The organism is Turicibacter sp. TJ11, from assembly GCF_021497505.1.
In the GTDB taxonomy this organism is placed as follows: Bacteria; Bacillota_I; Bacilli_A; order MOL361; family Turicibacteraceae; genus Turicibacter.
This window is the reverse complement of sequence record NZ_CP069349.1, coordinates 925,076-948,795: the sequence shown is the minus strand read 5'-3', so window position 1 is coordinate 948,795 and position 23,720 is coordinate 925,076. Positions and strand designations below refer to the sequence as shown.

The following is a 23,720-nucleotide window of genomic DNA, read 5'->3' as shown; positions in this document are numbered from 1 at the left end:
ATCGAAACAGTGAGGCATCACAAACAATTAATGATCAAGCTTCAGATTTTTTAATAAGTATAAGCAAATGAAAAGACGAATCATGTTCATACATCATTCGTCTTTTTTTTATTGGAATTGAACAAAACATTGAACATTTGTTCGCTTTTGGTTATAATAAGAAATAAAGAAGGGAGGAACTGGTATGGATGATCGGATTTATATCGCCATCGACTTAAAGAGTTTTTATGCATCGGTCGAGTGCCACGAGCGAGGGTTAGATCCAATGACGACGAATCTTGTGGTAGCAGACGAAGGGCGAACAGAAAAGACTATCTGTCTAGCTGTTTCTCCCTCCCTAAAGGTGTTTGGGATTTCTGGTCGCCCTCGTTTGTTTGAGGTGGAACAAAAGATAAAAGAGGTGAATGCTAATCGTCAACGCAACACGAAATATCAACGATTGACGGGAACATCCTCTGATTATACGGAGTTGATGAATGATCCTAACTTAGCGGTTTCTTATCTCGTTGCTACGCCAAGAATGGCACATTATATCGAGTACAGCGCTCGAATTTATGAGGTGTATTTAAAATACATAGCACCTGAAGATATTCATGTTTACAGTATTGATGAAGTATTTATTGATGCAACGACTTATTTGAAGATGTATCGAATGACGGCGTATGATTTAGCGACACGCCTCATTCATGATGTGTTAAAAACAACAGGGATTACCGCCACAGCTGGAATTGGAACAAATTTATATTTATCCAAGGTCGCAATGGATATTGTAGCAAAGAAATGTCCGGCGGATTCGTTTGGCGTTCGAATTGCGGAGCTGAATGAGCAAACGTATCGAAGACTGCTTTGGAATCACCAACCGCTCACTTCCTTTTGGCGCATCGGTAAAGGGTATGCAAAAAAGCTGGAAGCACATGGGATGTACACGATGGGGGATGTCGCTCGCATGTCTTTATCAAAGTCAGGAGAGCATTTATTGTATCAGTTATTTGGGGTGAATGCTGAGTTAGTAATTGATCACGCGTGGGGCTATGAGTCTTGTACGATGGAAGCTATTAAAGCTTATCAACCTGAAAATAGTTCCATGAGTTCAGGACAAGTATTACCATACGGCTATTCGGTAGATCAAGCGAGATTAGTCGTTCGTGAAATGACAGATTCACTCGTTCTTGAACTCGTTGAAAAAAAATTAGTGACGAGTCAAATCGTCTTAACGATTGATTATGATCGAGCGTGTCTAGTAAATTCTAAACACTCTAAAGAAGCCATCAACGACATCACGACGGATGCGTATGGTCGAACCATTCCAAAGCCTAGTCGTGGATCGAAACGTCTTGAAAGTCATACCTCTTCAACAACCGCGCTGATGCAGGCAATCACAGCGTTATATGATGACATTGTTCAACCTAAACGTTTAGTGAGACGTTTAACGATTGCCTTTCATCAGTTAAAAGAAGAAACGATGATTAAAAATACACCAACGATCAAGCAACTCGATTTGTTTACAGATTATAAGGTCGTTGAAAAGAAAAAACAACAAGAAACGGTTGCCCGAAAAAAAGAACGTCAAAAACAAGAAGCCTTGCTTCAAATCCGAAAAAAGTTTGGAAAAAATTCAATCTTAAAAGGAATGAATTTAGAAGAAGGAGCCACGACAAGAGAAAGAAATAATCAAATTGGGGGTCATAAAGCTTAAATCATAAGGGAGGTGCATCATTATGAGCCATCCGTATGCAGACATCATTCATTTACCATATCAAAAGTCCAGTCAACGACCGAGGATGTCTCTTCATCATCGCGCTGCACAGTTTGCGCCCTTTGCTGCGTTAACGAGTCATGAAGGAGCTATTAAAGAGGTCGCTAGGCAAACGACCGATCAACTAGAGCTAGGGGAGTCAACGATTGAGCAACTAAATGAAAAATTAAACGTATTAAAGCGACAGTTAAAGCATCAACCTAGTGTGACAATCACCTATTTTCAATCGGATGAATCCAAATCAGGAGGAGCCTATGTCGCGTTAACTGCAAATGTGAGAAGAATTGATGAAGTCCATCAATGCCTTGTGATGAGTCAGGGTCTCACGATCACGCTTTCGAGTCTCTTAGACATTGAGTGGGACGGATTATTTTAGTGAATCTATCAAACGTTATTTATTAGGAGAGAACTTAATGAAAAGATACACGACACAAAAAGTGGTATATAAAAGAATATCATGTAAATAAATGGTATAAAACGACGAAAACTCTTGTATAAATATGTAAAATTTGATACGATGAATTCTTGTATTTTAAAGAGAGAATCTTTAGTTGTATTTAAAATACAGGTAAAACCATTTAAAATATACACGAGTATAAGAGGATAGTTATGGATAAGAAAGGGATTTTTTTAATTTGCGACATCGCCTTTTGGGGATTACTAATTGAATTAGTCATTTGCGTCATTTTTTATGTGGTTTATTTGATTCAATATTATTTTTATATGATGGATGGGATGCAACAGTAAAAAAGCAATCGAAAGTAATTTCGATTGCTTTTTTACATTGATTAAGAATGGTTTTAGCGAAAAGGCTTTCTTTTTAGAGAAAACATAAGTAACTATATAAGTCCAGATAAGTTTTTCATATCGGAAAACTTTTATGCCCTACTAACGGTAGATACATGCTACGCATGGTAGGTGACCCCTGGACGATAGTCTGCCTCAGTATTAAAGTAATTGTTCAACTAAGACTGACATACAATGATGAAATACATTTCTGTTTTTATATAGATTAGGTTGGCGAAGATGTTTTTCCGACAGATTTTAAAGGATGGCATCATGATTAAGGCGTTTTAAGGAGGAATCTGACGTGTTGTTTGTGAGCATCGTTAATAAATGAACTGGAATGAATAGAAGTCATCATTTTTTACTTTAAATGGACATACAGTTAAATAGCAAATTAGATGAAAGGGATGAGGTGTAACGTACATGCCGATGATTGATGTAACAGAAATACTAAGATTTGCAGGAGTGGCATTTTTACTCGGATTTATTGGGATGGTTTCTAAAAAAATTGAAATTGGGAAAGAGATTAGTGAGTTAATCATGTTAGCGGGTTATGTCTATCTCTTAGTTTTTATTGTCCAATTAATTGAAGTCTTAATGACCAGTTTACGAACTATTTTTATGCTGTAAGGGAGGGGGACATCATTGATATTGTAAGAATACTGACACTAGCTATAGGGTTTACCATCATCTACTTATTACTAGAGGAAGTCAATTCAAAGTTTGCCAAAGGATTTAGTTTTATTTTGCTGACGTATTTTTTCATGATGGCCTTACAACTGTTATCCGGTATGATTGGAGAGATTACAGCGGTTTTCTTAAACTTCAATGTGGAACAGCAGTATGTGACGATTATTATTCGCTTGATCGGAATTGTTTATTATGCTGAATTCGTTAGCTTTTTATTATCCGAGGCGAAGCTTGGAACGGTTGGGAAAATGTTTGAGTACATTGTAAAGCTATATTTAATAGGATATAGCTTACCGATGATTATCACACTCTTTGAACTTATCTTATCAATTGTTTAATAAGAACTAATCCAACGTACTAGGAGGGGGAGTAATGGATGGAACAAGTGTGGATCTTTCGTCTTTTGAAAATATATGGGCTGAAATTTATAATCAGTACGACTGGATTGTTGAAGCTGATTTCTTAGATAAAACAAATTTATTAAAGGTTGAAAATTTTAATATCATTCATTTTTTTCAGTCACTCGGTGACTATGCCCTACATGAGTTATCGATTGGCTTTTCTCAGTTTAAAAGTATTTTAATCTTTTTACTCATTATTGCGCTTTTTCAAAATATTCAATCGTCTTTTTCAACGAAATACGAAAAGGTGACCAATACTGTTTTGAAATTAGTGTTGATTGTGCAACTCTTTCAGTTATTTATTTTTTATCATGATTATACGTTAGAGGTTTTAACTCGCTACATGAATATTGTCGTTGCAATCTTTCCAATTCTGCTGTCTTTGATTACGATTACAGGAGCACTTTGGAATCAAGCGTTATTTAAGCCAGCTGTTATCTTTTTAATTAATGCGTCTTATTTTTTTATTAATACGATTAGTTTACCTTTAACAGTCATTGGAACTGTTTTTGGATTTATCAATCAGATCAATGTGGAGGACTTATACAGTCGATTGATCGATTTTATTAATAAAATCGCACTTTGGACGCTTGGTGGTTATTTTGCGTTTTTCTTAACGCTGATGTCCATTCAAAATATAACGCTTAGTTTTGCAGACGGTTTATTTTTTCGAACGACGCAAAATCTATTAAATCATGTTCCAGTAATCGGAAGTCGTTTTACAGATACGGTTGTGTCCGTCGTTTCAACGCTATCGATATTGCGAAATAGTATTGGATTGCTTGGAATTATTACACTGGTTGTCGTCGTTGCTTTTCCAGTTGTTAAAGTAGGGGTGAGTCTCATTTTATTTCGCTTATTAAGTGCCGTCATTCAACCCGTTATTAGCAAAGATTATATTAAGATTTTAGATGTATTTAATACGGGCGTGATGAATTTGTTAGTCATTATGATGATTATTGCCGTGATGTTTATTTTTACATTCTTCATTATTTTATACAGCTCAAATATGATGCTATTAACGAACTAAAAACAGGTGACAAGATCCGAGGAGATGTGAAAAGATATGCTATATGAGTATGCTAGGCAAATGATTGCGATGTTTTTTTTGATAGCTGTTGTCAATTTATTGGTCATTCCGGCTTCGTATAAAAAAATTATAACATTTTATCTTCACTTTTTTATCATTGTTATCATTTTAAAGCCGTTGATTAGTATAATGAATAATGAAGTTAGTTCCTTCATTGATTCAGTCTCGTTTGTTAATGAAGATGAATTTGATCAATCGATTGAATATTATCAAGGCTTGGTTGAAAATGATTTATCAAAGATGACGATGACAGAGATTGAATCATTAATTCGAAAAGCTGAAGACGATTGCCAAGTTCAATTGACAGACTTTGAATTGGGTGAAGTACTAACAGTAAAAATGGTTGAGACTGATGCGAAGCAAAAAACATGTCTGCTTCATCAGCTAGGTCTTGAGCAGAGTGATGTGATCTTTGAGAGAGGGGGATGATGACACAAGCAACTTGATACGTTAATATGAGTGGGATAGGAGGTAGATGATGTGGAAAAAGAACAAGTAGAACAGTCGGAGTCCATCGGTAAAAAGATACGCCAGATGTTAAGCGATTTAGGACCATCTGGAATGTTAATGATCGTTGCCGCCATCTTTTGTATCACGTTATTGTTAAAAGATGATTTTGGCTCTTTGTCTGGGAAGAATGTCTCTTCGGCACACTCATCTGTCGAGGTAAAGCACAGAGAACAGATCACAGCTATATTTGAAGCAATAGAAGGAGTAACAGTTGATAGTATTAACATCTCATATAAAACGGTTGCTGATTCCTCAACGACGCTCTTTGCTTCAAGTCAAACAGACACGGTTTCAAATGGTGTTGTGATCGTCTATCATGGAACGTTAAAAGCATCTTATGATGTGACAGAAGCGATTAGTTTATTGCTTGATGTTCCAATTCATCAAATTTCATTATTAAATGCATCTGAACTAGGGGGAAATTAAAATGAACAAAAATTCGTATGTAACAGCCGCATTATTCGTAGTTTTCGTATTATTAACTGTTTTTTATTATAGTCTTGATGATACAGCTAATCAAACAGTAGCAGGAACAGCTGTTGGAACAACAACAACCGTACCACAAGCAAACTTAGAGTTTGAAGAAGTGGATGATCCAAATGGAAGTGAATTAGTATCTAGCGAAGGTTCTGAAGATGAAGAAACAACAGAAACAGCTGGACAATCAACTTCAATTCAAGCATTACGTGCAACACTTGCAAAAGAAAAAAGTCAACGTGAAGCAGATTTAACAGCCATCATTGCAAGCAAAGATTACGATGCTGAAGAAAAAAGCGAAGCGAAAGATAATTTAGAAAAAATTAATAGCGATGCTCAACACCAAAGTGCATTAGAAACAATGATTAAATCAAAAGGATATTCTGACGTTTTAGTTCGTGTGAATGATGATGCCGTACAAGTTCACTTAGAATTATCAGAATCTCAAAGTAAATTATCAGTAGAAGAGTTAAATGAAATCATCATGATGGCTAAAACAGAATTTACAAATAATCCTGATGTAAATATCGTATACACACCAATTAACTAAAAATAAAAAAATGAGCTAAACTAGTTTTAGCTCATTTTTTATGCGAGAGAAAAGAAGATAATAAAAAAGGACCTTACTTGAGACAAATAAGATCCTTTTTTATCATGTTTAAGAGATAAAAAACACCGACAAAGTGTCGGTATTCGATTATCCTAAAGCGTTGATTTTTTTGCTTAAACGTGATTTTTGACGAGCTGCGAAGTTTTTGTGGCAAATTCCTTTTGCAACAGCTTTGTCTAATTTTTTGTTAGCTGTATTGTAAGCTTCTTTTGCAGCTTCAACGTTTTGGTTTTCGATAGCAACTTCAACGTTTTTGATAGCTGTGCGCATAGATGCTTTGTAAGAAGCATTGAATTGACGACGTTTTTCGTTTGTTTTCACACGTTTAACTTGTGATTTGATATTTGGCATTCTATTCACCTCCATTGAAAATACAACAAACTCATTCTATCAGACGAATGTTCAAAATGCAAGAAGAATTTACAATATTTCATGAAATGGTAAAAATTCCATTAAAATCATCTTGCTACTCATTCATTTTAGCTTAAAAAACAGTGATTATTTCGAATGTTTTTCTAATAATTCTGTTTTTAACGTCCATAACTCTTCTGATAAATCAACATAATAGCGATGAGGTTTTTCAAAACGTAAAACTTCTTCCCATAACGTTTCGATTTGTTCTTTTGAGTAAGTAACGATGTCTTCAAGTGAAGGTGATTCATACACGCATTCACCGTTTAAGAAGATAGGAGTTAATAATGGGCGTGCCATAAAGTTTGTAATTTCTTTACGCTTCCAAGTGTGCTCAGGATCAAAAATCGTATACGGTTTTGTATCGTCAATCGTTTCATGAGCTAAAGAAATAACGTCTGCAATCGCTTTGTTTGTGTCACGATCGTATAAACGGAACACTTGTTTCGCACCAGGGTTTGTAATTTTTTCAATGTTATTACTAATCTTGATTTTTGGAATCATTTGACCATTTTTTTCAACGGCGACAATTTTGTAAACGCCACCAAAGACAGGTTCTGTTTTTGACGTAATCAGACGTTCACCCACTCCAAATGAATCAATCGGAGCGTTTTGAATTAATAAATCTTTAATGATGTATTCATCCAATGAGTTTGAAATCACGATTTTTGTTTCTGTTAATCCTGCTTCATCTAATAATTTACGAGCTTTTTTGGATAAATAAGCGGCATCTCCACTGTCAATACGAATCGCACCTGGTTGATGTCCATTAGCAATTAAAACTTCTTTAAATACTTTAATCGCGTTTGGAACCCCTTGTTTTAACGTATTATACGTATCAACTAATAGCGTACAATTGTCTGGATATAACTCTGCATAACGTTTAAACGCTTCGTACTCAGAATCAAACGTTTGAACCCAGCTATGTGCCATTGTTCCAAGAGCAGGAACATTAAAGTCACGATCAGAAATCGTACATGCTGTTCCTTTACATCCTCCAATATAAGCGGCACGTGCCCCTAAAATCGCTCCGTCTGCTCCTTGAGCACGACGTGCCCCTAATTCAAGAACGGGACGTCCCTGAGCCGCACGAACGATACGATTTGATTTGGTTGCAATTAATGATTGATGGTTAATGCTTAATAAAATCATCGTTTCAATGAATTGCGCTTGGATGATTGGCCCACGAACCGTTAAGATGGGTTCATTAGGAAAAATTGGTGTTCCTTCTGGAATCGCATAAATATCACAAGCAAACTTGAAGTTTTTTAAATAGTTTAAAAAGTTTTCAGAAAATAGTTCTTTTGAGCGAAGATACTCGATATCTTCTTCTGTAAATGTTAAGTTTTTTAAATATTCAATCAGTTGTTCAAGTCCAGCCATAATCGCGAATCCTCCTTCATCGGGAACGCGACGGAAGAACATATCAAAATAGGCAATTTGATTTTCCATGCCACTTTCAAAGTAGCCATTTGCCATTGTTAATTCATAGAAGTCTACGAGTAGGGTTAAGTTGATTGATTTTAAATTCATAATAAATGCCTCTTTCTAGTTTGTAATTTCACGAACGATCTCAATTCCATTCATTTGCATCTTATATAAGGCAATGGCATTCATGAAGTCACCGACGTGGGCTTCGCTATCGTACGTTTCAACCGCCTGAATAGGCACGATGATTCGACTGAACGAATTGAGTGTTGTAAAGTAAGTTTTTAAGGTAATGACAAATTGCTCAATGCAAATGTCTGTACAATCCCCAACGACAATAAATTGGTTAATCTGAGGATGTTTAGCTAGCCACTCATGAAAAGCAGGTTCTAAAAAACCATTGGTTGAGCGTTTTAAGACTAATTCATAGTCACCAACTTCTTTGAGTTCATCAATGATTTCACTTTCTGTACTTCCTACTAAGCAGTGAGGAGGGTAAGCATCAAATTCGATGGATGTCGGTTCATGACAATCTGCAAACGCAAGCATCTCAATGTTTTGTACTTTGGCGCGTTTCATTAAGTCAGAAATCGTAGGGATAATGGTTTGAATGCGAGAAGAAGACATGGGTCCTTCTTTTACAAAACCATTGACCATATCGACAATAATGAGTGCTGTTTGATCGGCTTCAAGTGATTGAAGCGATAACGACGGAGCCTTTTGAAGCGTTTCAACAATTTGAATCAAAGATGCTTCACTTGATTTTAAAAATGGCGATAAGTCATTCTTCATTCCAAAACCTCCTAATGGTTTTATTTTTTATCTATCCACAAGATATAGAACTATTATAGTATATTTAACCTTTATCACCAACTCTTTCATGATGACAATTGAAAATAACCGACAAAAAAGTTGTCATTGTTTTTTAAACTAAGCTATAATAAATGAGGTATTCGTCTGATGAAAGGAAGGATTAAGATGTCAGGTAAACGTTTATATCGTGTAAAACAAGGTGCTATGTTAGCAGGTGTTTGTCAAGGGATTGCGGATTATTTGAAGATAGATGCAACGATCATTCGATTAGGATGGGTCATGCTAAGTATTTTTTCATTCGCCTTTCCGATGATTATCTTATATATTGCGTGTCTTTTTATCATCCCCTTAGAAGAAAAAACAACCTACTTTAACCAACAAAATAACTCAAAACGTTCAGTCTTTGATTCAACTGACTATACCGTTAAAGATGAAGATAAATCTCATTAAAACGCGATCAATGTATATACTAAAATCATCGTCATTGACGAAGTTTTTTTCTTATATACTTTATAGTATCTCTTAACTGAAAAACTATTTAAACAAAGACAATAAAAGTAGAGAAATGTTATCATTTTCTAAAAGATATGATAGAATGGTAATAAAAAGGAGGTCAATTTATGTCAGAAATTTTAGGTCATTTAAAACCACAAGCCGTTTTTCATTATTTTGAGCAAATGACAAAAATTCCACGTGAATCAGGAAATGAAGCTGCCATCAGTGATTATTTAGTTAACTTTGCCAAAGAGCATCAATTAGAATACGTCCAAGAACCATGTAAAAATGTTATTATTAAAAAACCTGCGACACCAGGTTATGAAAATGCCCCTCGTGTTATTTTACAAGGACACATGGACATGGTTTGTGTTAAAGATGATGAATTAGATTTTAACTTTGCAACAGATGCGTTACCGATCTATGTTGATGGCGATTGGTTACGTACAAAAGGAACAACACTAGGAGCAGATAACGGAATTGCGGTGGCGATGTCGTTAGCTATTTTAGCGGATAACACGTTAAGTCATCCTGCGTTAACTGTTTTAGTGACAACGGAAGAAGAAACAGGAATGGACGGAGTGATGGCGTTAAATCCTGAAAATGTTTCTGGAGATATTTTAATTAATATTGACTCAGAAGAAGAGGGGGTTGCCTTAGCTTCATGTGCAGGTGGTGTGCGTAATTCATTAAAATTACCAATCGAATGGACGGAAGTTGAAGCGACAAATATGGTTTCTTATGAACTTATTATTAGTGGTTTAAAAGGTGGTCACTCAGGAATTGAAATTAACAAATGCCGTGCCAATGCGAATAAATTGATGGGGCGTTTATTACATGAAATCGCTGATTTAGATCTTTTGGTGGCATCAGTAGCAGGTGGAGAAAAAATGAATGCCATCTCAAAACGTGCTAGTTTAAAAGTGACACTTCCAAGTGAACAAGTTGCTTCGTTAGAGTCAAAAGTAAAAGCATTTGAACAAATGGTTCGTGCTGAATTTGAAACGTCGGATCCAGGTGTGTCAGTCGTTTTACAACAAACAGAGGTGACAACTAAAGTTTTCACGAAACAAACGGCACAACGTTTAATGTATATTTTACAATTAATTCCTTATGGACCACAAACGATGAGTGCGAACATTTCAGGATTAGTTGAAAGTTCAAGTAATATCGGTGTAGTTGAAATGAATGAGTCAGAAATTGAATTTAGTAGCGCGATTCGTAGTTCGGTGAGTTCGTTAAAAGGTGAGATTAATCATCGCATTCAAGCCATTGCTGATTTAACAGGAGCAAGCATGGAATTAATTGCAGATTATCCTGAATGGCAATTTGAAACAGAATCAAAAGTTCGTGACGTGATGAAAGATGTTTATCAACAAATGTATGGAAAAGAATTAGAAGTCTCAGCCATTCATGCTGGACTCGAGTGTGGATTCTTATCTCAAAAATTAGGTAAAATTGATATGATCTCAATTGGACCAGACATTACAGGTGCTCATACACCAAAAGAATCGTTATCTATTCCATCAACGGAACGTGTTTATGACTTCTTATGCGAAGTTTTAAAAGCGATTAAAGCATAATTTGATAAAAAGTACGTTTGATCCGTCAAACGTACTTTTTTTATTGAGCAGATGAATATAAGAAGAGGATTCGCTTCTTTTAATAAATTTCAAATAACTTTTCATGAAAAGAGATAATCTAGCTCACACTAACGTTGAGGTGATTACTTATGAATGAAAAGGAAATGAAAAAGTGGCAATGCCGTTCAGACTTAGCGCTAGAAGCGGTGGAGCAAATGGTTGGTCAAGTCGATCAATCACAAGAAGAAGGCGTGAAATATGAAGAAGATGACATTCGTGGCCTAAAGGTCACATGTATTGATGTCGCACCTGAAGCGGTAGAACGTGTCGGTAAAAAGGCGGGTCGTTACATGACATTAGACACGTCAGCTATTATGACGCATGATCATGATCAGTTAACGGTGGCGATGGAAGTGTTTGCTGAACAATTTGGAAAACTTTTAAAACATCGAGGAATTAAGGAGACGGATACGTGTTTAGTCATTGGTCTTGGAAATGATCATGTCACGCCAGATGCCTTAGGACCGCTAGTCGTTGATGAAGTGATTGTGACACGTCATTTATATGAGTTAAGTCCAAATGACGTCGATCGTAATTACCGTGAAGTGAGTGCGTTAGCACCCGGAGTCATGGGAATGACAGGAATTGAGACGTCAGATATTATTGAATCGCTTGTGAAAAAAATAAAACCAAACTTTTTAGTGGTGGTCGATGCGTTAGCTTCACGTTCTATTTCTCGCGTCAATAAAATGATTCAAATGACGGATACTGGAATCGCACCTGGAAGCGGGGTTGGAAATAAACGAAAAGCTGTTGATGAAGAGACATTAGGAATTCCAGTGTTTGCTGTAGGTGTTCCAACCGTCGTTGATGCGGTTTCAATTACGAGTGATACCATTGATTTATTACTTAAACATATTGGAAAATCGTTAAAAGAAGAAAATCGCTCATATAAAAAGTTAGTCCCTTTTTCTGCTGCGCGTCAAACGTATACAGAGGACGATCTTCCATCACCTGAACTTCGTGAACAATTTTTAGGGCAAATCGGAAATTTAGAAGAAGAAGAAAAAAGACAACTTATTTCTGAGGTTTTAACACCCAATGGATTTAACTTAATTGTGACGCCAAAAGGGATTGATAGTGACATGGAAAACTTAGCAACGCTCATCTCGAATGGAATTAATCGCGTGTTGCATCCAAATGTACAATTTAGCTAATTCTTGACCATAAAACAACAATAATTAACACCGCTGACTTTGTATAATAGCTTATATGATCCTAAATGATTTGGACATAAAGCGATAGGGGAAACCTTCTCGATGAAATACATTAGTCAGGGGGCGGGGAAGCGTGAATCGAAACAGACAACAGCGGATCAGAAGAAAAAAAATCAAGAAAATGCTGAACAAACTAACACCCTATGTCATCGTTCTTGGTTTTGTTTTAACTCTTTGTTTTACTCAGTTTTTCCAGTTATTTTATGTAAATCAAAAAGAAGCGTATGATAAACACGTCGATGAACAAACCATTCTTTCGGGAATCTTTGATTTTTCAACGGCAGGCGATGTGGTTGATGTCATGACGAATTTACAAAAATATTTCACAGAAATTATGACGTCACTTGATTTAAATCAACTCTACTCGTTTATTAACGATGGCTTTGCGTTTATTAATATGACTGCACCAAGCCAAAATGCAACGGCAGCAACGTCGCCACAAGATTATAAATATACCTATGTCAGTGGAGAATTAAACGTGGAAGAGCGTCAAGAAGAAGTGACCACGGATCCACTCGTTTATATTTTCAACTCTCATGATGGAGAGTTATATGAAGAAGGCTTGATTAATACGTCATTTGGGCGAACGCTAAGTGTGGTGGACTTATCTTATATGGTGGCTAGTCATTTACAAGAACAAAATATTAATACGTTAGTCGAATCACGATCAGCTGGATCGGTCGTTAGTAAAAATGGTTGGGGCTATTCATTATCTTATAAAGCGTCACGCATGCATCTAGAAGATACAGCGAGTCAATATGGAAGTTTACGTTATTTTATTGATTTTCATCGCGATTCAGGAAGTTATGAAAAAAATGTGATTAGTATTGGCGGAAAGTCGTATGCTAAGGTGATGTTTGTTTTAGGAACAGATAATGAACGATACAAAGAGAACGAGGTCATTTTAAATGAGTTGAATGCGATGTTAAATGAGAAGTATCCTGGTTTATCAAAAGGCATTAGACCAAATGGTGGATACGGCTATAATGGGGTTTATAATCAAGATTTTGCTACAACCATGATTTTAATCGAAGTAGGGGTAGAGAAAAATACGTATGAAGAGGTTTCAAATTCAGCTAAGGCGGTCGCAGAAATATTAGCAGAATATATTAAATCACATTAATGGGGAGTGAGTGGGAGTGAAAAAGAGATGGGTGATTTTAGGAATGATGACTTGCTTAATCACCGGATTAAATCGTCATATCACAATGAACACGTCAATGAATCAAGCAACCGCGTATGCCTCAAGCTCTTTAGAGGAGCAAATTAAACAGTACGAAGAAAGTTTAACAAACGAAGAAAATACATTTATTCCGTATAGTCAAACGTCTCAAAACAACTCAAGTCCTTCATCCTCTGTCGTTTCTCAAACGACAGAAACAACCATTAAAAAGCAAGTCAATGGAGTGGCGCATAATAATATTTCAAGGCTTGGGCAAGATGTGGGAGATGCATTAAAAACGGTCGTACGCGAAGTTTTACGAAGTTTGATTAAGATGATTGATCAATTAATTAGTGAGTCATAAAATGGGGGAAACGGTTTATTAAGCTAAAAAGACTATGAACTAATGGAGTTGAGTTCATAGTCTTTTTTTTTGTGTCGTCGTCATTTACAAATGACTGAAAAATGAGTTCAGCAGGGATAAAAACAAGAGATTCCACAAATTTTTCTTGTGAGAAAGTTAAATTTAAAGTAAAATAAAGGGGATATTATTTTACCGAAATGGAGTGAGCTTTGTGAGTGCGATTAATAGCGAGCAAATTAAAGAGCGACAAAAACGAATTCGCAACTTTTCAATTATAGCCCACATCGATCATGGAAAAACAACACTTTCGGATCGTATTTTAGAGCGAACGAATGCGTTGGAACAACGTGAGATGAAAAATCAGCTGTTAGACTCAATGGAACTTGAGCGTGAGCGCGGAATTACCATTAAATTAAATGCCGTGCAGTTGACATATAAAGCTAAAGATGGAAATGAATATATTTTACATTTAATTGATACCCCAGGACACGTGGATTTCACGTACGAGGTATCACGTTCATTAGCGGCATGTGAAGGGGCAGTTTTAGTCGTTGATGCGGCGCAAGGAATTGAAGCTCAAACATTAGCAAATGTTTATTTAGCTTTAGATAATGATTTAGAAATTTTACCTTTAATTAATAAAATCGATTTACCAAGTGCTGAACCTGATCGTGTGAAGCAAGAAGTCGAAGATATTATTGGATTACCAGCCGATGATGCAGTTTTAGCTTCAGCAAAAGCTGGAATCGGGATTGAAGAAATTTTAGAACAAATCGTTGAAAAAGTACCTGCACCAGAAGGAGATCCTGATGCACCGCTTCAAGCATTAATTTTCGACTCAGTTTATGATCAGTATCGTGGAATTATTGCCTCAATTCGAGTAGTTAATGGAACGATTAAAAAAGGTCAAATCATTCGAATGATGGCAACAGGTGCTGAATATGAAGTGGTTGAAGTAGGAGTTCACACGCCACATGAAAAAATCGTGGATTATTTAAGTGTTGGAGATGTAGGGTTTGTAACGGCTTCAATTAAAGATGTGAAAACAGTAAGTGTTGGGGATACGATTACATCAGTTGATCACCCAGCAGAGGAGCCATTACCAGGTTACCGTAAATTAAATCCAATGGTATTCTGTGGATTATATCCAATTGATGCGGCACGTTACAACGATTTACGCGAGGCGTTAGAAAAATTAGTATTAAATGACTCATCATTACAATTTGAACCTGAAACATCACAAGCGTTAGGATTTGGATTCCGTACCGGATTTTTAGGTTTATTACACATGGATGTTATTCAAGAACGTATTGAACGTGAGTTTAACATTGATTTAATTGCGACAGCACCGTCAGTAATTTATCATGTTTATTTAACAGATGGAACAATGGTCATTGTCGATAACCCATCACAAATGCCAGAACCACAAACAATTAAGGCGATTGAAGAACCTTATGTTAAGGCTTCAATTATGACACCAAATGATTACGTGGGTCCAATCATGGAATTATGTCAGAAAAAACGTGGAACATTCATTGACATGCAATACTTAGATGAAACACGTGTTCATGTTAACTATGAAATTCCATTAGGAGAAATCGTTTATGATTTCTTTGATCAATTAAAATCATCAACAAAGGGATATGCTTCTTTTGATTATGAATTAATTGGATATAAACCATCTAAACTTGTGAAGATGGATATCTTATTAAACGGTGAGATTGTCGATGCCTTAAGCTTAATCGTTCATAAAGATTTTGCTTATGCACGCGGAAAAGTGATTACTGAAAAATTAAAAGAAATTATTCCAAGACAACAATTCGAGGTTCCGATCCAAGCTGCCATTGGTGGGAAAATTATCGCCCGTTCAACAATTAAGGCCTTACGTAAAAATGTCTTAGCTAAATGTTATGGAGGAGACATTTCACGTAAACGTAAATTACTTGAAAAACAAAAAGAAGGTAAGAAACGTATGAAGTCAGTTGGATCAGTTGAGGTTCCACAAGAGGCATTCATGGCAGTTTTATCAATGGACGAAGACTAAGAGAGGGCAAAGACCTCTCTTTTTCTATTAAGGGGAATAAAAAAGAGTAAGTTTATTTATTGTTTTGATCATTTAAGATAAACTAACAAAAGAGGTGAGAAACATGTTGTTAACGAATTACCATACTCATCATAACCGTTGCAAACATGCGAAAGGGAATGTTGAGGATTACGTCAAAGAAGCAGTTAAACATCAGTATGCTGAAATCGGAATGAGTTGTCACACTCCCCATCAAAACTTCCCGCAAATGGGAGTTCGTCGAATGGATTATTCTGATTTAGCGACTTATTTTAATGATATTGAACAAGCTCAAAAAAAATATCCACAAATCAAAGTGTTAAAAGCGTTAGAATGTGAGTATTTCCCACATCTTTACGATTATATGGTGGAGTTAAGAAAGCAAACGGATTACTTAATTTTAGCCCAGCATTACATTGAAATTGATGGGAAGTTTCAAGATGCGTTTCATTTTACGAAACCTAAACAACTTGAAGTGTATGCGGCCTGTATTGAAGAGGCGATGGCTACTAAGTTATTTGCTATTTTAGCTCATCCTGATGTGTTCATGACCCTTTATCCACGTTTTGATGAAGCGTGTGAAGCAGCTGCTCGTCGCATCGGTAAGGCTGCATTAGAAAACGATGTGATTTTAGAAGTGAATGCAAATGGATTACGACGTCAAAAACAAACGTATGAAGATGGTGTGCGTTATCCGTATCCATCAGAAAAATTTTGGTCAATCATTGCCACTGAATTCCCAAGTGTTAAAGTTGTTGTCAATTCCGACTGTCACGATCCCGCTTACTTAAATGATGAATATATGCAAATGGCGCGTGACATGGCAAAACGTTTAAATTTAAATGTCATCGAACGCTTGTAGAGGTGACTGATGGCCAAAGGATTATATATACATATTCCGTTTTGTGATCATATTTGCACGTATTGTGACTTTCCTAAATTAGTCACTCAAGGTCAACGACATTCGGAATATATTCAAGCACTTTTAACAGAATTAAAAGCCTATGAAAAGCAAGTTGGGTTTCATGATTTACAATCGATTTATATCGGTGGTGGCACGCCAACGGCTTTAAGTGTGGAACAAATTCAACCGTTATTTGATTATTTGCACAAAGCTATCCATATGCCACAAATTAAAGAGTTTACGATTGAAGCGAACCCTGAAAATTTAACAAAAGAGAAAGTGAGCTACTTACTTTCACAACAAGTCTCTCGCTTTAGTTTAGGCGTTCAAACGTTTCAAGAGGAACTTTTAAAGCGAATTGGTCGAAAACATCAGTGTCATCAAGTCAAAGAAGCGGTCTCATTATTAAAATCACAGGGAATGACTAACATTAACTTAGATTTAATTTATGCGATTCCGGGTCAAACCCTGAGTCAGTTAGAGGCTGATTTAGCGGAGGCGCTGGCACTTGATGTTGAACATATTTCAGCCTATTCACTGATTGTTGAAGAACATACTCAACTTTATCTAGCTTATATGAAAGATAAACTAACGCTGACTGATAATGAAGTTGAAGCGATGATGTATGAGAAGGTGATTCAAACCTTATCACAGCATGGGTATCAGCATTATGAAATTAGTAATTTTGCAAAGTCATTCCCAAGTCTTCATAATCAATGGTATTGGAAAAATGAAGAATATATTGGCGTTGGACTTGGTGCACATGGTTACATTAATGGTGTTCGTTATCAAAACACACGTTCTATTAATGCGTATATCGATGCATTAAATGAACAAAAGTTACCGATCGTTGAATCAAATGTCCTCTCTCAAGAAGAAAAAATTGAAGAAGAGATGTTTTTAGGATTACGATTAATGAATGGAATTAATTTGAAGCAGATTTCAACTAAATATCGTGTCGATGTCGACGCGTTATATCATGAAGCCCTCTCTAAATTAATCGAAGCGGGCGATTTAAAACGAATAGATGATCGGATTTGTTTAACGAGTCAAGGGTTATTAATGGCAAATGATGTATTTGAACAGTTTTTATTATCGATTTAAAGAAAGTAATGAGGTGAACTATGGACGGGGTATTATTGCTAGATAAACCAGCAGGAATGACGTCACATGATTGTGTCAATATAGTCCGTAAAGTATTAAAAACAAAAAAAGTAGGGCATACAGGAACATTAGATCCAAGTGTCACAGGTGTTTTACCTATTTGTGTCGGACGCGCGACTAAGATTTCACAATTTTTAACAGCCAACGAAAAAGAGTATTTAGGTGAAGTAACCATCGGATTTTCTACAACGACTGAAGATGCAGATGGTGACGTGGTTGAGAAAAAAGTAGTCGATCGTGTGATGACAAAAGAAGAAGTATTAGATGTTTTAAAAAGTATGTTAGGAACTAGTATCCAAGTGCCACCGATGTATTCAGCGGTTAAAGTAAACGGTAAAAAGTTATATGAATATGCGCGCGCAGGAATTGAGGTCGAGCGTCCTCAACGTGAAGTAACGATTTATGAACTGGAACTGTTAGGTGATCTTCATCAAACAGAGGATGGATGTGTTAAATTTAGTTTCCGTGTCAAAGGAAGTAAAGGATTATTTGTTCGTACGGTTGCAGTAACGATTGGTGAAAAGTTAGGTTATCCGGCACATATGTCTCATTTACGACGCATTGCCTCAGGTGTATTTAAAATTTCGGATTGTTTAACCATTGATGCATTTAAAGAAAAAGTGGAACAGGAAACCTTAACATTATTAACACTTGAAGAGGCAATGGCAGACTTTCCATCCGTTATAGTGGATTCATGGGTTGAAAAATTAGTACGTAATGGCGTACAATTATATCCAAAGCAAGTGAATCATACGAAACATTCGCCAGTCGCACTGTTTAATCAAAATGGCCAATGTTTAGCAGTATACGAAAAGCACCCAACCAATGATATCTATCGATCAATGAGGGGCTTCTTTTAGGAAGTGAGTTAGATGGAAGTGATACGTTTAAATTTAACAAAGAAATTAACAACACCAATCTCTGTTGCCTTAGGATATTTTGATGGATTGCATCTTGGCCATCAAGCAGTTATTGAAGAAGCGGTCAGTTATGCGAAGACGCATCAAATACGAAGTGCTGTCATGACGTTTTCACCAAGTCCGAATGTCTTTTTAAAAAAGTTAACGAGTAATCGTCTATTGACGCCTTATCAAGAGAAGGTTCGCCTGTTAACAAAACTTGGGGTGGATGAATTAATTATTTTACCGTTTGATGAAGTGTTAGCTAATATGGAAGCGACGGATTTTATTGAACAGTATTTAATTAACCAAGGCGTGGCTCATGTCTCAACTGGTTTTGACTTTCGATTTGGCCGAAAAGGTGAAGGTGATGTTGCGTTATTAGCCACTTACGCTGAATCTTTTACCTTAAATGTCACTGCTAAATGTGAGTTAGAGGGTGAGAAGATCGGGGCAACAGAGATTAAACGCTATTTATCAGATGGTCATATTGAGAAAGTGACTCAAATGCTTGGTCGTCCTTATCAATTACATGGAACGGTAGTGACGGGACAACAACGTGGGCGTGAAATTGGCTTTCCAACCGCGAATCTTAAGCTAAGTGAAGCATATGTCATTCCTAAAAATGGTGTTTATGCGGTGAAGGTTGAAGTTGAAGGAAAGCATTATTTTGGAATGTGTAACATTGGTCATAACCCAACCTTTAATTTTAATGATCAAATTTGCATTGAAACGAATATTTTCAACTTTGAAGATGACATTTATGGAAAAGACATCACTCTTTCGTTTGATCACTATTTACGTGAAGAGAAAAAATTTGCTTCTATCGAAGAATTGATGACACAATTAGATCATGATCGACATTATGTCAGAAGTTATTTTAAATTAAACTTGAATTAATTAAAAATTATGATACAATTAAACATGTCCTTATTCTATGCTTTTAGCTCCTCCAGCGATTGGCTTGGATTAAGGCGTATCTATAAGAATTACAGGAGGTAATAGTAATGGCTATTTCTAAAGTAGAAAAACAAGAAATCATCAAAGCTTACGCAGTACACGAAGGAGATACAGGTTCTCCAGAAGTACAAATCGCAGTTTTAACTGCTGAAATCAATCGTTTAAACGATCACTTAAAACAACACAAACATGACCATCATTCACGTCGTGGATTATTACGTATGGTTGGTAAACGTCGTAACTTATTAACTTACTTACGTAACAAAGACATCAACCGTTACGCTACATTAATCGAGCGTTTAGGATTACGTCGCTAATTGAAAGGAACCTTCATCTGAAGGTTCCTTTTTTTATCATAGGATGAGATAGACACTGATAAATCAAGCAAAGAATGTCTATAATAAAAAGGTCATTAAGTAAGAAAACAAGAGAAAAGGGTATTTTTAAGCAGAATTTTATTTAAGTTGCCAAATTAGGGATGAATATGAAAAAAATTATTTCTTTAAATTATTTGCTTATGGTATGATAGAAAAGAATAAATATAAATGTAGAAAATGAAGGAGTAATATATATGTCAGATAAACACGTTTATTCGTTTGAATTAGCTGGCCGCCCGTTAACATTTGAAATTGGTGAACTAGCAAAACAAGCGAATGCTTCGGTTTTAGTACGTTATGGTGATACAGTTGTTTTATCAACATGTGTTGCTTCAAAAGAACCTAAAGATATAGATTTTTTCCCATTAACCATTGGATATGAAGAACGTCTTTACGCGGTTGGTAAAGTTCCAGGTGGATTTATTAAACGTGAAGGTCGTCCAAGCGAGCATGCCATTTTAGCGGGACGCTTAATTGACCGTCCAATTCGTCCGTTATTCCCAGATGGATTCCGTAACGATGTTCAAGTAATCAACTACGTTATGAGTGTGGATCATGATAACTCACCTGAAGTATCAGCGATGATTGGTTCATCTTTATCGTTATCAATTTCAGACATTCCTTTTGAAGGACCGATTGCTGGAGTGATTGTTGGACGTGTCAATGGAGAGTTCGTTTTAAACCCAACGGTTGAACAGTTAGAGCAATCAGATATCGACTTAACGGTGGCAGGAACAAAAGATGCAGTTAACATGGTTGAAGCTGGTGCAAAAGAAGTGACAGAAGAAGACATGTTAGAAGCAATTATGTTTGGTCATGAGGCGATTAAACAAATCATTTCATTCCAAGAACAAATTGTAGCTGAAATCGGAAAAGAAAAAATGGAGTTAAACTTATATGAAGTTGATCCAACGATTAATGCTCGTGTTCGTGAAATGGCAGAGGCAGATATGTTAGCCGCGATTCAAGTCGTTGAAAAACATGCGCGTCAAGAAGCAATTGATGCAGTTAATACTCGTGTATTAGAAGTATTTGAAGCCGAAGAAGCAACAGATAAAGAATTAAAACAAGTGAAAGAAGTTTTAAATAAAATCGTTAAAGAAGAAGTCCGTCGTCTAATTACAGATGAAAAAGTTCGTCCTGATGGTCGAAAAATTGATGAAATTCGTCCACTTTCTTCTCGTGTTGATTTATTACCTCGTACACACGGATCGGCTTTATTCACACGTGGGCAAACACAAGCGTTATCAATTTGTACATTAGGTGCCTTAAATGAACACCAAATGTTAGATGGATTAGAAGTTGAAGAAACAAAACGCTTCATGCACCACTACAACTTCCCACCATTCTCAGTTGGAGAAACAGGACGTTATGGAGCACCAGGTCGTCGTGAAATCGGTCACGGAGCTTTAGGTGAGCGTGCCTTAAAACAAGTCATGCCATCAGAAAAAGAATTCCCATATACGGTTCGTTTAGTATCTGAGGTATTAGAATCAAATGGTTCAACGTCACAAGCCTCAATTTGTGCGTCAACGATGGCGTTAATGGCTGCAGGTGTACCAATCAAAGCACCGGTTGCTGGAATCGCGATGGGACTTGTTAAAAAAGGTGAAAACTATACAGTCTTAACGGACATTCAAGGAATGGAAGATCACTTAGGTGATATGGACTTTAAAGTAGCGGGAACTTCAAAAGGTGTAACAGCTTTACAAATGGACATTAAGATTGAAGGATTAAGCCGTGAAATTTTAGAAGAAGCACTTCAACAAGCTAAAGTTGGACGTATGCAAATTTTAAACCATATGTTAGGAACGATTGCTGAAACGCGTCAAGACTTATCAGCTCATGCGCCAAAAATCAGAGTGATGACGATTAAAGTTGATAAAATTCGCGATGTCATTGGCCCAGGTGGAAAACAAATCAATGAAATCATCGATAAAACAGGGGTTAAAATTGATATCGAACAAGATGGAACAGTTTATATCTTACATGATACAACTGAAAATATTAATCAAGCCGTTGCAATGATTGAAGACATCGTTCGTGAAGTTGAAGTTGGTAAAATTTATTTAGGAAAAGTTGTTCGTATCGAGAAGTTTGGTGCGTTCGTAGAAATTTTCCCTGGACAAGATGGATTAGTTCACATTTCTCAATTAGCCGAAGAACGTGTCGCTAAAACAGAAGACGTTGTTGCGGTTGGTGATCAAATTTATGTTAAAGTAACAGAAGTTGATGATCGTGGACGTGTGAATTTATCACGTAAAGAAGCAATGAAAGAACAAGGACAAGAAACAAAAGCAGCAGAATAGTTAAAATCTCGCCTATGGCGAGATTTTTTTGTTAAGCATTTAATCAAGGCGTTAACTTTAAAATTATAAAACGTTTTCTGATGGTGATTATACTAACAGTAAGCAGAAAATGTGTTAAAAATGAATAAATTCAGGCGAAAAGTGGCACAATAATAATAAGTAAACCGCGTGTAGAACTAGAGGTGAAAGTTGTGAAACAAAAAATAGGAGCAATCTTAGGAATTGCGACTTATATGACACTCGTCATCGGTGTTAATTTTTATCATAAAGCTTATCCTGTTTCTAATATAAAGACTGATCTTCATGTTCAGTTAACAGACTATATGGAAACTCATCGATTTGAGCCCGTTGAACCCCGACTTGATGATGTGTGGAAGTTTATCCCTGGATTAGAAGGTGCGGAAGTCGATTACGAACTGTCTTATAATAATATGTTATTAAATGGAGGATTTGATCCCTCTCTTGTAGTGTGCAAACGAATCCCATTAAAAGAAGAAGCAGAGCAGTATCGTGCTGAACCGATTTATAAAGGAAATGAACAAGGTGCTTACGTCTCTTTACTCATCAATGTAGCATGGGGTGAAGAAGAACTGGATAAGATGATAACGATTTTAGATCGTCTAGGTGTTCGAGCGAACTTTTTTATGGAAGGACGTTATGCTGAAAATCATAAAAACCAAGTGTTGAAGTTATATAATGATGGACATGTCATTGGAAATCACTCGTATTCACACCCGTCACGTTGGGGTGGTTTTACTTATGAACAATATGTTGATGAAATTAAAAAAACGAATGATGTTTTAAGTTCAATTATCAATGAACCTATCATTTACTTTGCGCCACCAGCAGGAGAGTTTAATGATCGTACGTTAAAAGCTGCTTATGATGAAGGAATGTATACCATTATGTGGACGGCCGATACGATTGACTGGAAAGGTGATAGCGCTGATGTATTAGTCAATCGAGTGCTAAAAAAACTAGAACCTGGAATGTTAGTTTTAATGCATCCAAAACCAGAAACTGTATTAGCCCTTGAGTCAATGATTACTCAACTTAAAGAAAAGGGTTATCAATTTAAAACGATTGATGAGATGGTTAAGGGCACAAGACCTGAATGTAGTTAATAAAAAAAGCAACGCTTCGTTAGAAGGGTTGCTTTTTTGCATTCTTGAACAATGAGCGGATAAATGTC

The 23,720-nt window shown here is 36.2% G+C and carries 25 protein-coding genes; 22 read left to right on the top strand and 3 right to left on the bottom strand.

All coding sequences use genetic code 11. The features are described from left to right. Nucleotides 1–184: 184 nt before the first annotated feature. The 9 genes from JRC48_RS04445 (at nucleotide 185) to JRC48_RS04405 (ending at nucleotide 6,260) form a co-directional block, all read left to right on the top strand. A complete protein-coding gene (locus JRC48_RS04445) occupies nucleotides 185–1,696 on the top strand; it encodes a DNA methylase (protein WP_235070660.1) in 1,512 nt (503 codons plus the stop codon). Nucleotides 1,697–1,718: 22 nt separating this feature from the next. Further along, entirely contained in the window at nucleotides 1,719–2,132 is a 414-nt protein-coding gene (locus JRC48_RS04440; protein WP_235070659.1) for a hypothetical protein, read from the top strand. Nucleotides 2,133–2,365: 233 nt separating this feature from the next. Beyond that, a complete protein-coding gene (locus tag JRC48_RS04435) occupies nucleotides 2,366–2,503 on the top strand; it encodes a hypothetical protein (protein WP_235070658.1) in 138 nt (45 codons plus the stop codon). Between the two features lie 462 nt (nucleotides 2,504–2,965). After that, on the top strand, nucleotides 2,966–3,172 hold the full coding sequence (locus JRC48_RS04430; protein WP_235070657.1) for a stage III sporulation protein AC: 207 nt from the start codon (nucleotides 2,966–2,968) through the stop codon (nucleotides 3,170–3,172). Between the two features lie 116 nt (nucleotides 3,173–3,288). Then, complete coding sequence (locus tag JRC48_RS04425; protein ID WP_235070656.1) at nucleotides 3,289–3,570, top strand: stage III sporulation protein AD; 282 nt, start codon at nucleotides 3,289–3,291, stop codon at nucleotides 3,568–3,570. 34 nt (nucleotides 3,571–3,604) lie between these two features. After that, nucleotides 3,605–4,663, top strand: coding sequence for a stage III sporulation protein AE (locus JRC48_RS04420; RefSeq protein WP_235070655.1), 1,059 nt, complete (start codon nucleotides 3,605–3,607; stop codon nucleotides 4,661–4,663). 36 nt (nucleotides 4,664–4,699) lie between these two features. After that, nucleotides 4,700–5,152, top strand: a complete 453-nt coding sequence (locus JRC48_RS04415) for a stage III sporulation protein AF (RefSeq protein ID WP_235070654.1) — start codon at nucleotides 4,700–4,702, stop codon at nucleotides 5,150–5,152. Between the two features lie 51 nt (nucleotides 5,153–5,203). Next, entirely contained in the window at nucleotides 5,204–5,659 is a 456-nt protein-coding gene (locus tag JRC48_RS04410) for a hypothetical protein (RefSeq protein WP_235070653.1), read from the top strand. Nucleotide 5,660: 1 nt separating this feature from the next. Next, nucleotides 5,661–6,260 (top strand): SpoIIIAH-like family protein, encoded by a 600-nt coding sequence (locus JRC48_RS04405; protein WP_235070652.1) that lies wholly within the window; start codon nucleotides 5,661–5,663, stop codon nucleotides 6,258–6,260. Between the two features lie 147 nt (nucleotides 6,261–6,407). On the opposite strand, the gene rpsT is transcribed toward JRC48_RS04405, so the two are convergent. The 3 genes from rpsT to JRC48_RS04390 all read right to left on the bottom strand — a co-directional run bounded on the left by rpsT (nucleotide 6,408) and on the right by JRC48_RS04390 (nucleotide 8,951). Next, nucleotides 6,408–6,671, bottom strand: a complete 264-nt coding sequence (rpsT, locus tag JRC48_RS04400) for a 30S ribosomal protein S20 (RefSeq protein WP_235070651.1) — start codon at nucleotides 6,669–6,671, stop codon at nucleotides 6,408–6,410. A 147-nt stretch (nucleotides 6,672–6,818) separates the two neighbouring features. Continuing rightward, the gene (locus JRC48_RS04395) at nucleotides 6,819–8,264 is read right to left on the bottom strand and encodes a nicotinate phosphoribosyltransferase (protein ID WP_235070650.1); all 1,446 of its coding nucleotides are present in this window, start codon (nucleotides 8,262–8,264) and stop codon (nucleotides 6,819–6,821) included. A gap of 15 nt (nucleotides 8,265–8,279) precedes the next feature. After that, a complete protein-coding gene (locus JRC48_RS04390; protein WP_235070649.1) occupies nucleotides 8,280–8,951 on the bottom strand; it encodes a cysteine hydrolase family protein in 672 nt (223 codons plus the stop codon). 186 nt (nucleotides 8,952–9,137) lie between these two features. Here JRC48_RS04390 and JRC48_RS04385 point away from each other — a divergent pair, with 186 nt between their 5' ends. The 13 genes from JRC48_RS04385 (at nucleotide 9,138) to JRC48_RS04325 (ending at nucleotide 23,652) form a co-directional block, all read left to right on the top strand. Continuing rightward, entirely contained in the window at nucleotides 9,138–9,422 is a 285-nt protein-coding gene (locus JRC48_RS04385; RefSeq protein ID WP_235070648.1) for a PspC domain-containing protein, read from the top strand. 170 nt (nucleotides 9,423–9,592) lie between these two features. Next, nucleotides 9,593–11,050: an aminoacyl-histidine dipeptidase gene (locus tag JRC48_RS04380; RefSeq protein ID WP_235070647.1), complete on the top strand. Its 1,458-nt coding sequence runs from the start codon at nucleotides 9,593–9,595 to the stop codon at nucleotides 11,048–11,050. A gap of 149 nt (nucleotides 11,051–11,199) precedes the next feature. Next, on the top strand, nucleotides 11,200–12,267 hold the full coding sequence (gene gpr / locus JRC48_RS04375; protein WP_235070646.1) for a GPR endopeptidase: 1,068 nt from the start codon (nucleotides 11,200–11,202) through the stop codon (nucleotides 12,265–12,267). A gap of 133 nt (nucleotides 12,268–12,400) precedes the next feature. Beyond that, on the top strand, nucleotides 12,401–13,450 hold the full coding sequence (gene spoIIP / locus JRC48_RS04370; protein ID WP_235070645.1) for a stage II sporulation protein P: 1,050 nt from the start codon (nucleotides 12,401–12,403) through the stop codon (nucleotides 13,448–13,450). A 16-nt stretch (nucleotides 13,451–13,466) separates the two neighbouring features. Beyond that, complete coding sequence (locus tag JRC48_RS04365) at nucleotides 13,467–13,853, top strand: hypothetical protein (protein ID WP_235070644.1); 387 nt, start codon at nucleotides 13,467–13,469, stop codon at nucleotides 13,851–13,853. A 211-nt stretch (nucleotides 13,854–14,064) separates the two neighbouring features. Then, on the top strand, nucleotides 14,065–15,897 hold the full coding sequence (gene lepA / locus JRC48_RS04360; RefSeq protein ID WP_304941330.1) for a translation elongation factor 4: 1,833 nt from the start codon (nucleotides 14,065–14,067) through the stop codon (nucleotides 15,895–15,897). 103 nt (nucleotides 15,898–16,000) lie between these two features. Then, nucleotides 16,001–16,777, top strand: coding sequence for a histidinol-phosphatase (locus tag JRC48_RS04355; protein WP_235070643.1), 777 nt, complete (start codon nucleotides 16,001–16,003; stop codon nucleotides 16,775–16,777). 9 nt (nucleotides 16,778–16,786) lie between these two features. Beyond that, complete coding sequence (hemW, locus tag JRC48_RS04350) at nucleotides 16,787–17,923, top strand: radical SAM family heme chaperone HemW (RefSeq protein WP_235070642.1); 1,137 nt, start codon at nucleotides 16,787–16,789, stop codon at nucleotides 17,921–17,923. 20 nt (nucleotides 17,924–17,943) lie between these two features. Continuing rightward, on the top strand, nucleotides 17,944–18,843 hold the full coding sequence (gene truB, locus JRC48_RS04345) for a tRNA pseudouridine(55) synthase TruB (protein WP_235070641.1): 900 nt from the start codon (nucleotides 17,944–17,946) through the stop codon (nucleotides 18,841–18,843). 12 nt (nucleotides 18,844–18,855) lie between these two features. Beyond that, nucleotides 18,856–19,782 (top strand): bifunctional riboflavin kinase/FAD synthetase, encoded by a 927-nt coding sequence (locus JRC48_RS04340; RefSeq protein ID WP_235070640.1) that lies wholly within the window; start codon nucleotides 18,856–18,858, stop codon nucleotides 19,780–19,782. 107 nt (nucleotides 19,783–19,889) lie between these two features. Beyond that, complete coding sequence (gene rpsO, locus JRC48_RS04335) at nucleotides 19,890–20,159, top strand: 30S ribosomal protein S15 (protein WP_235070639.1); 270 nt, start codon at nucleotides 19,890–19,892, stop codon at nucleotides 20,157–20,159. Nucleotides 20,160–20,413: 254 nt separating this feature from the next. After that, nucleotides 20,414–22,528: a polyribonucleotide nucleotidyltransferase gene (pnp, locus tag JRC48_RS04330; protein WP_235070638.1), complete on the top strand. Its 2,115-nt coding sequence runs from the start codon at nucleotides 20,414–20,416 to the stop codon at nucleotides 22,526–22,528. A gap of 191 nt (nucleotides 22,529–22,719) precedes the next feature. Further along, nucleotides 22,720–23,652, top strand: coding sequence for a polysaccharide deacetylase family protein (locus JRC48_RS04325; protein ID WP_235070637.1), 933 nt, complete (start codon nucleotides 22,720–22,722; stop codon nucleotides 23,650–23,652). Nucleotides 23,653–23,720 lie beyond the last annotated feature (68 nt).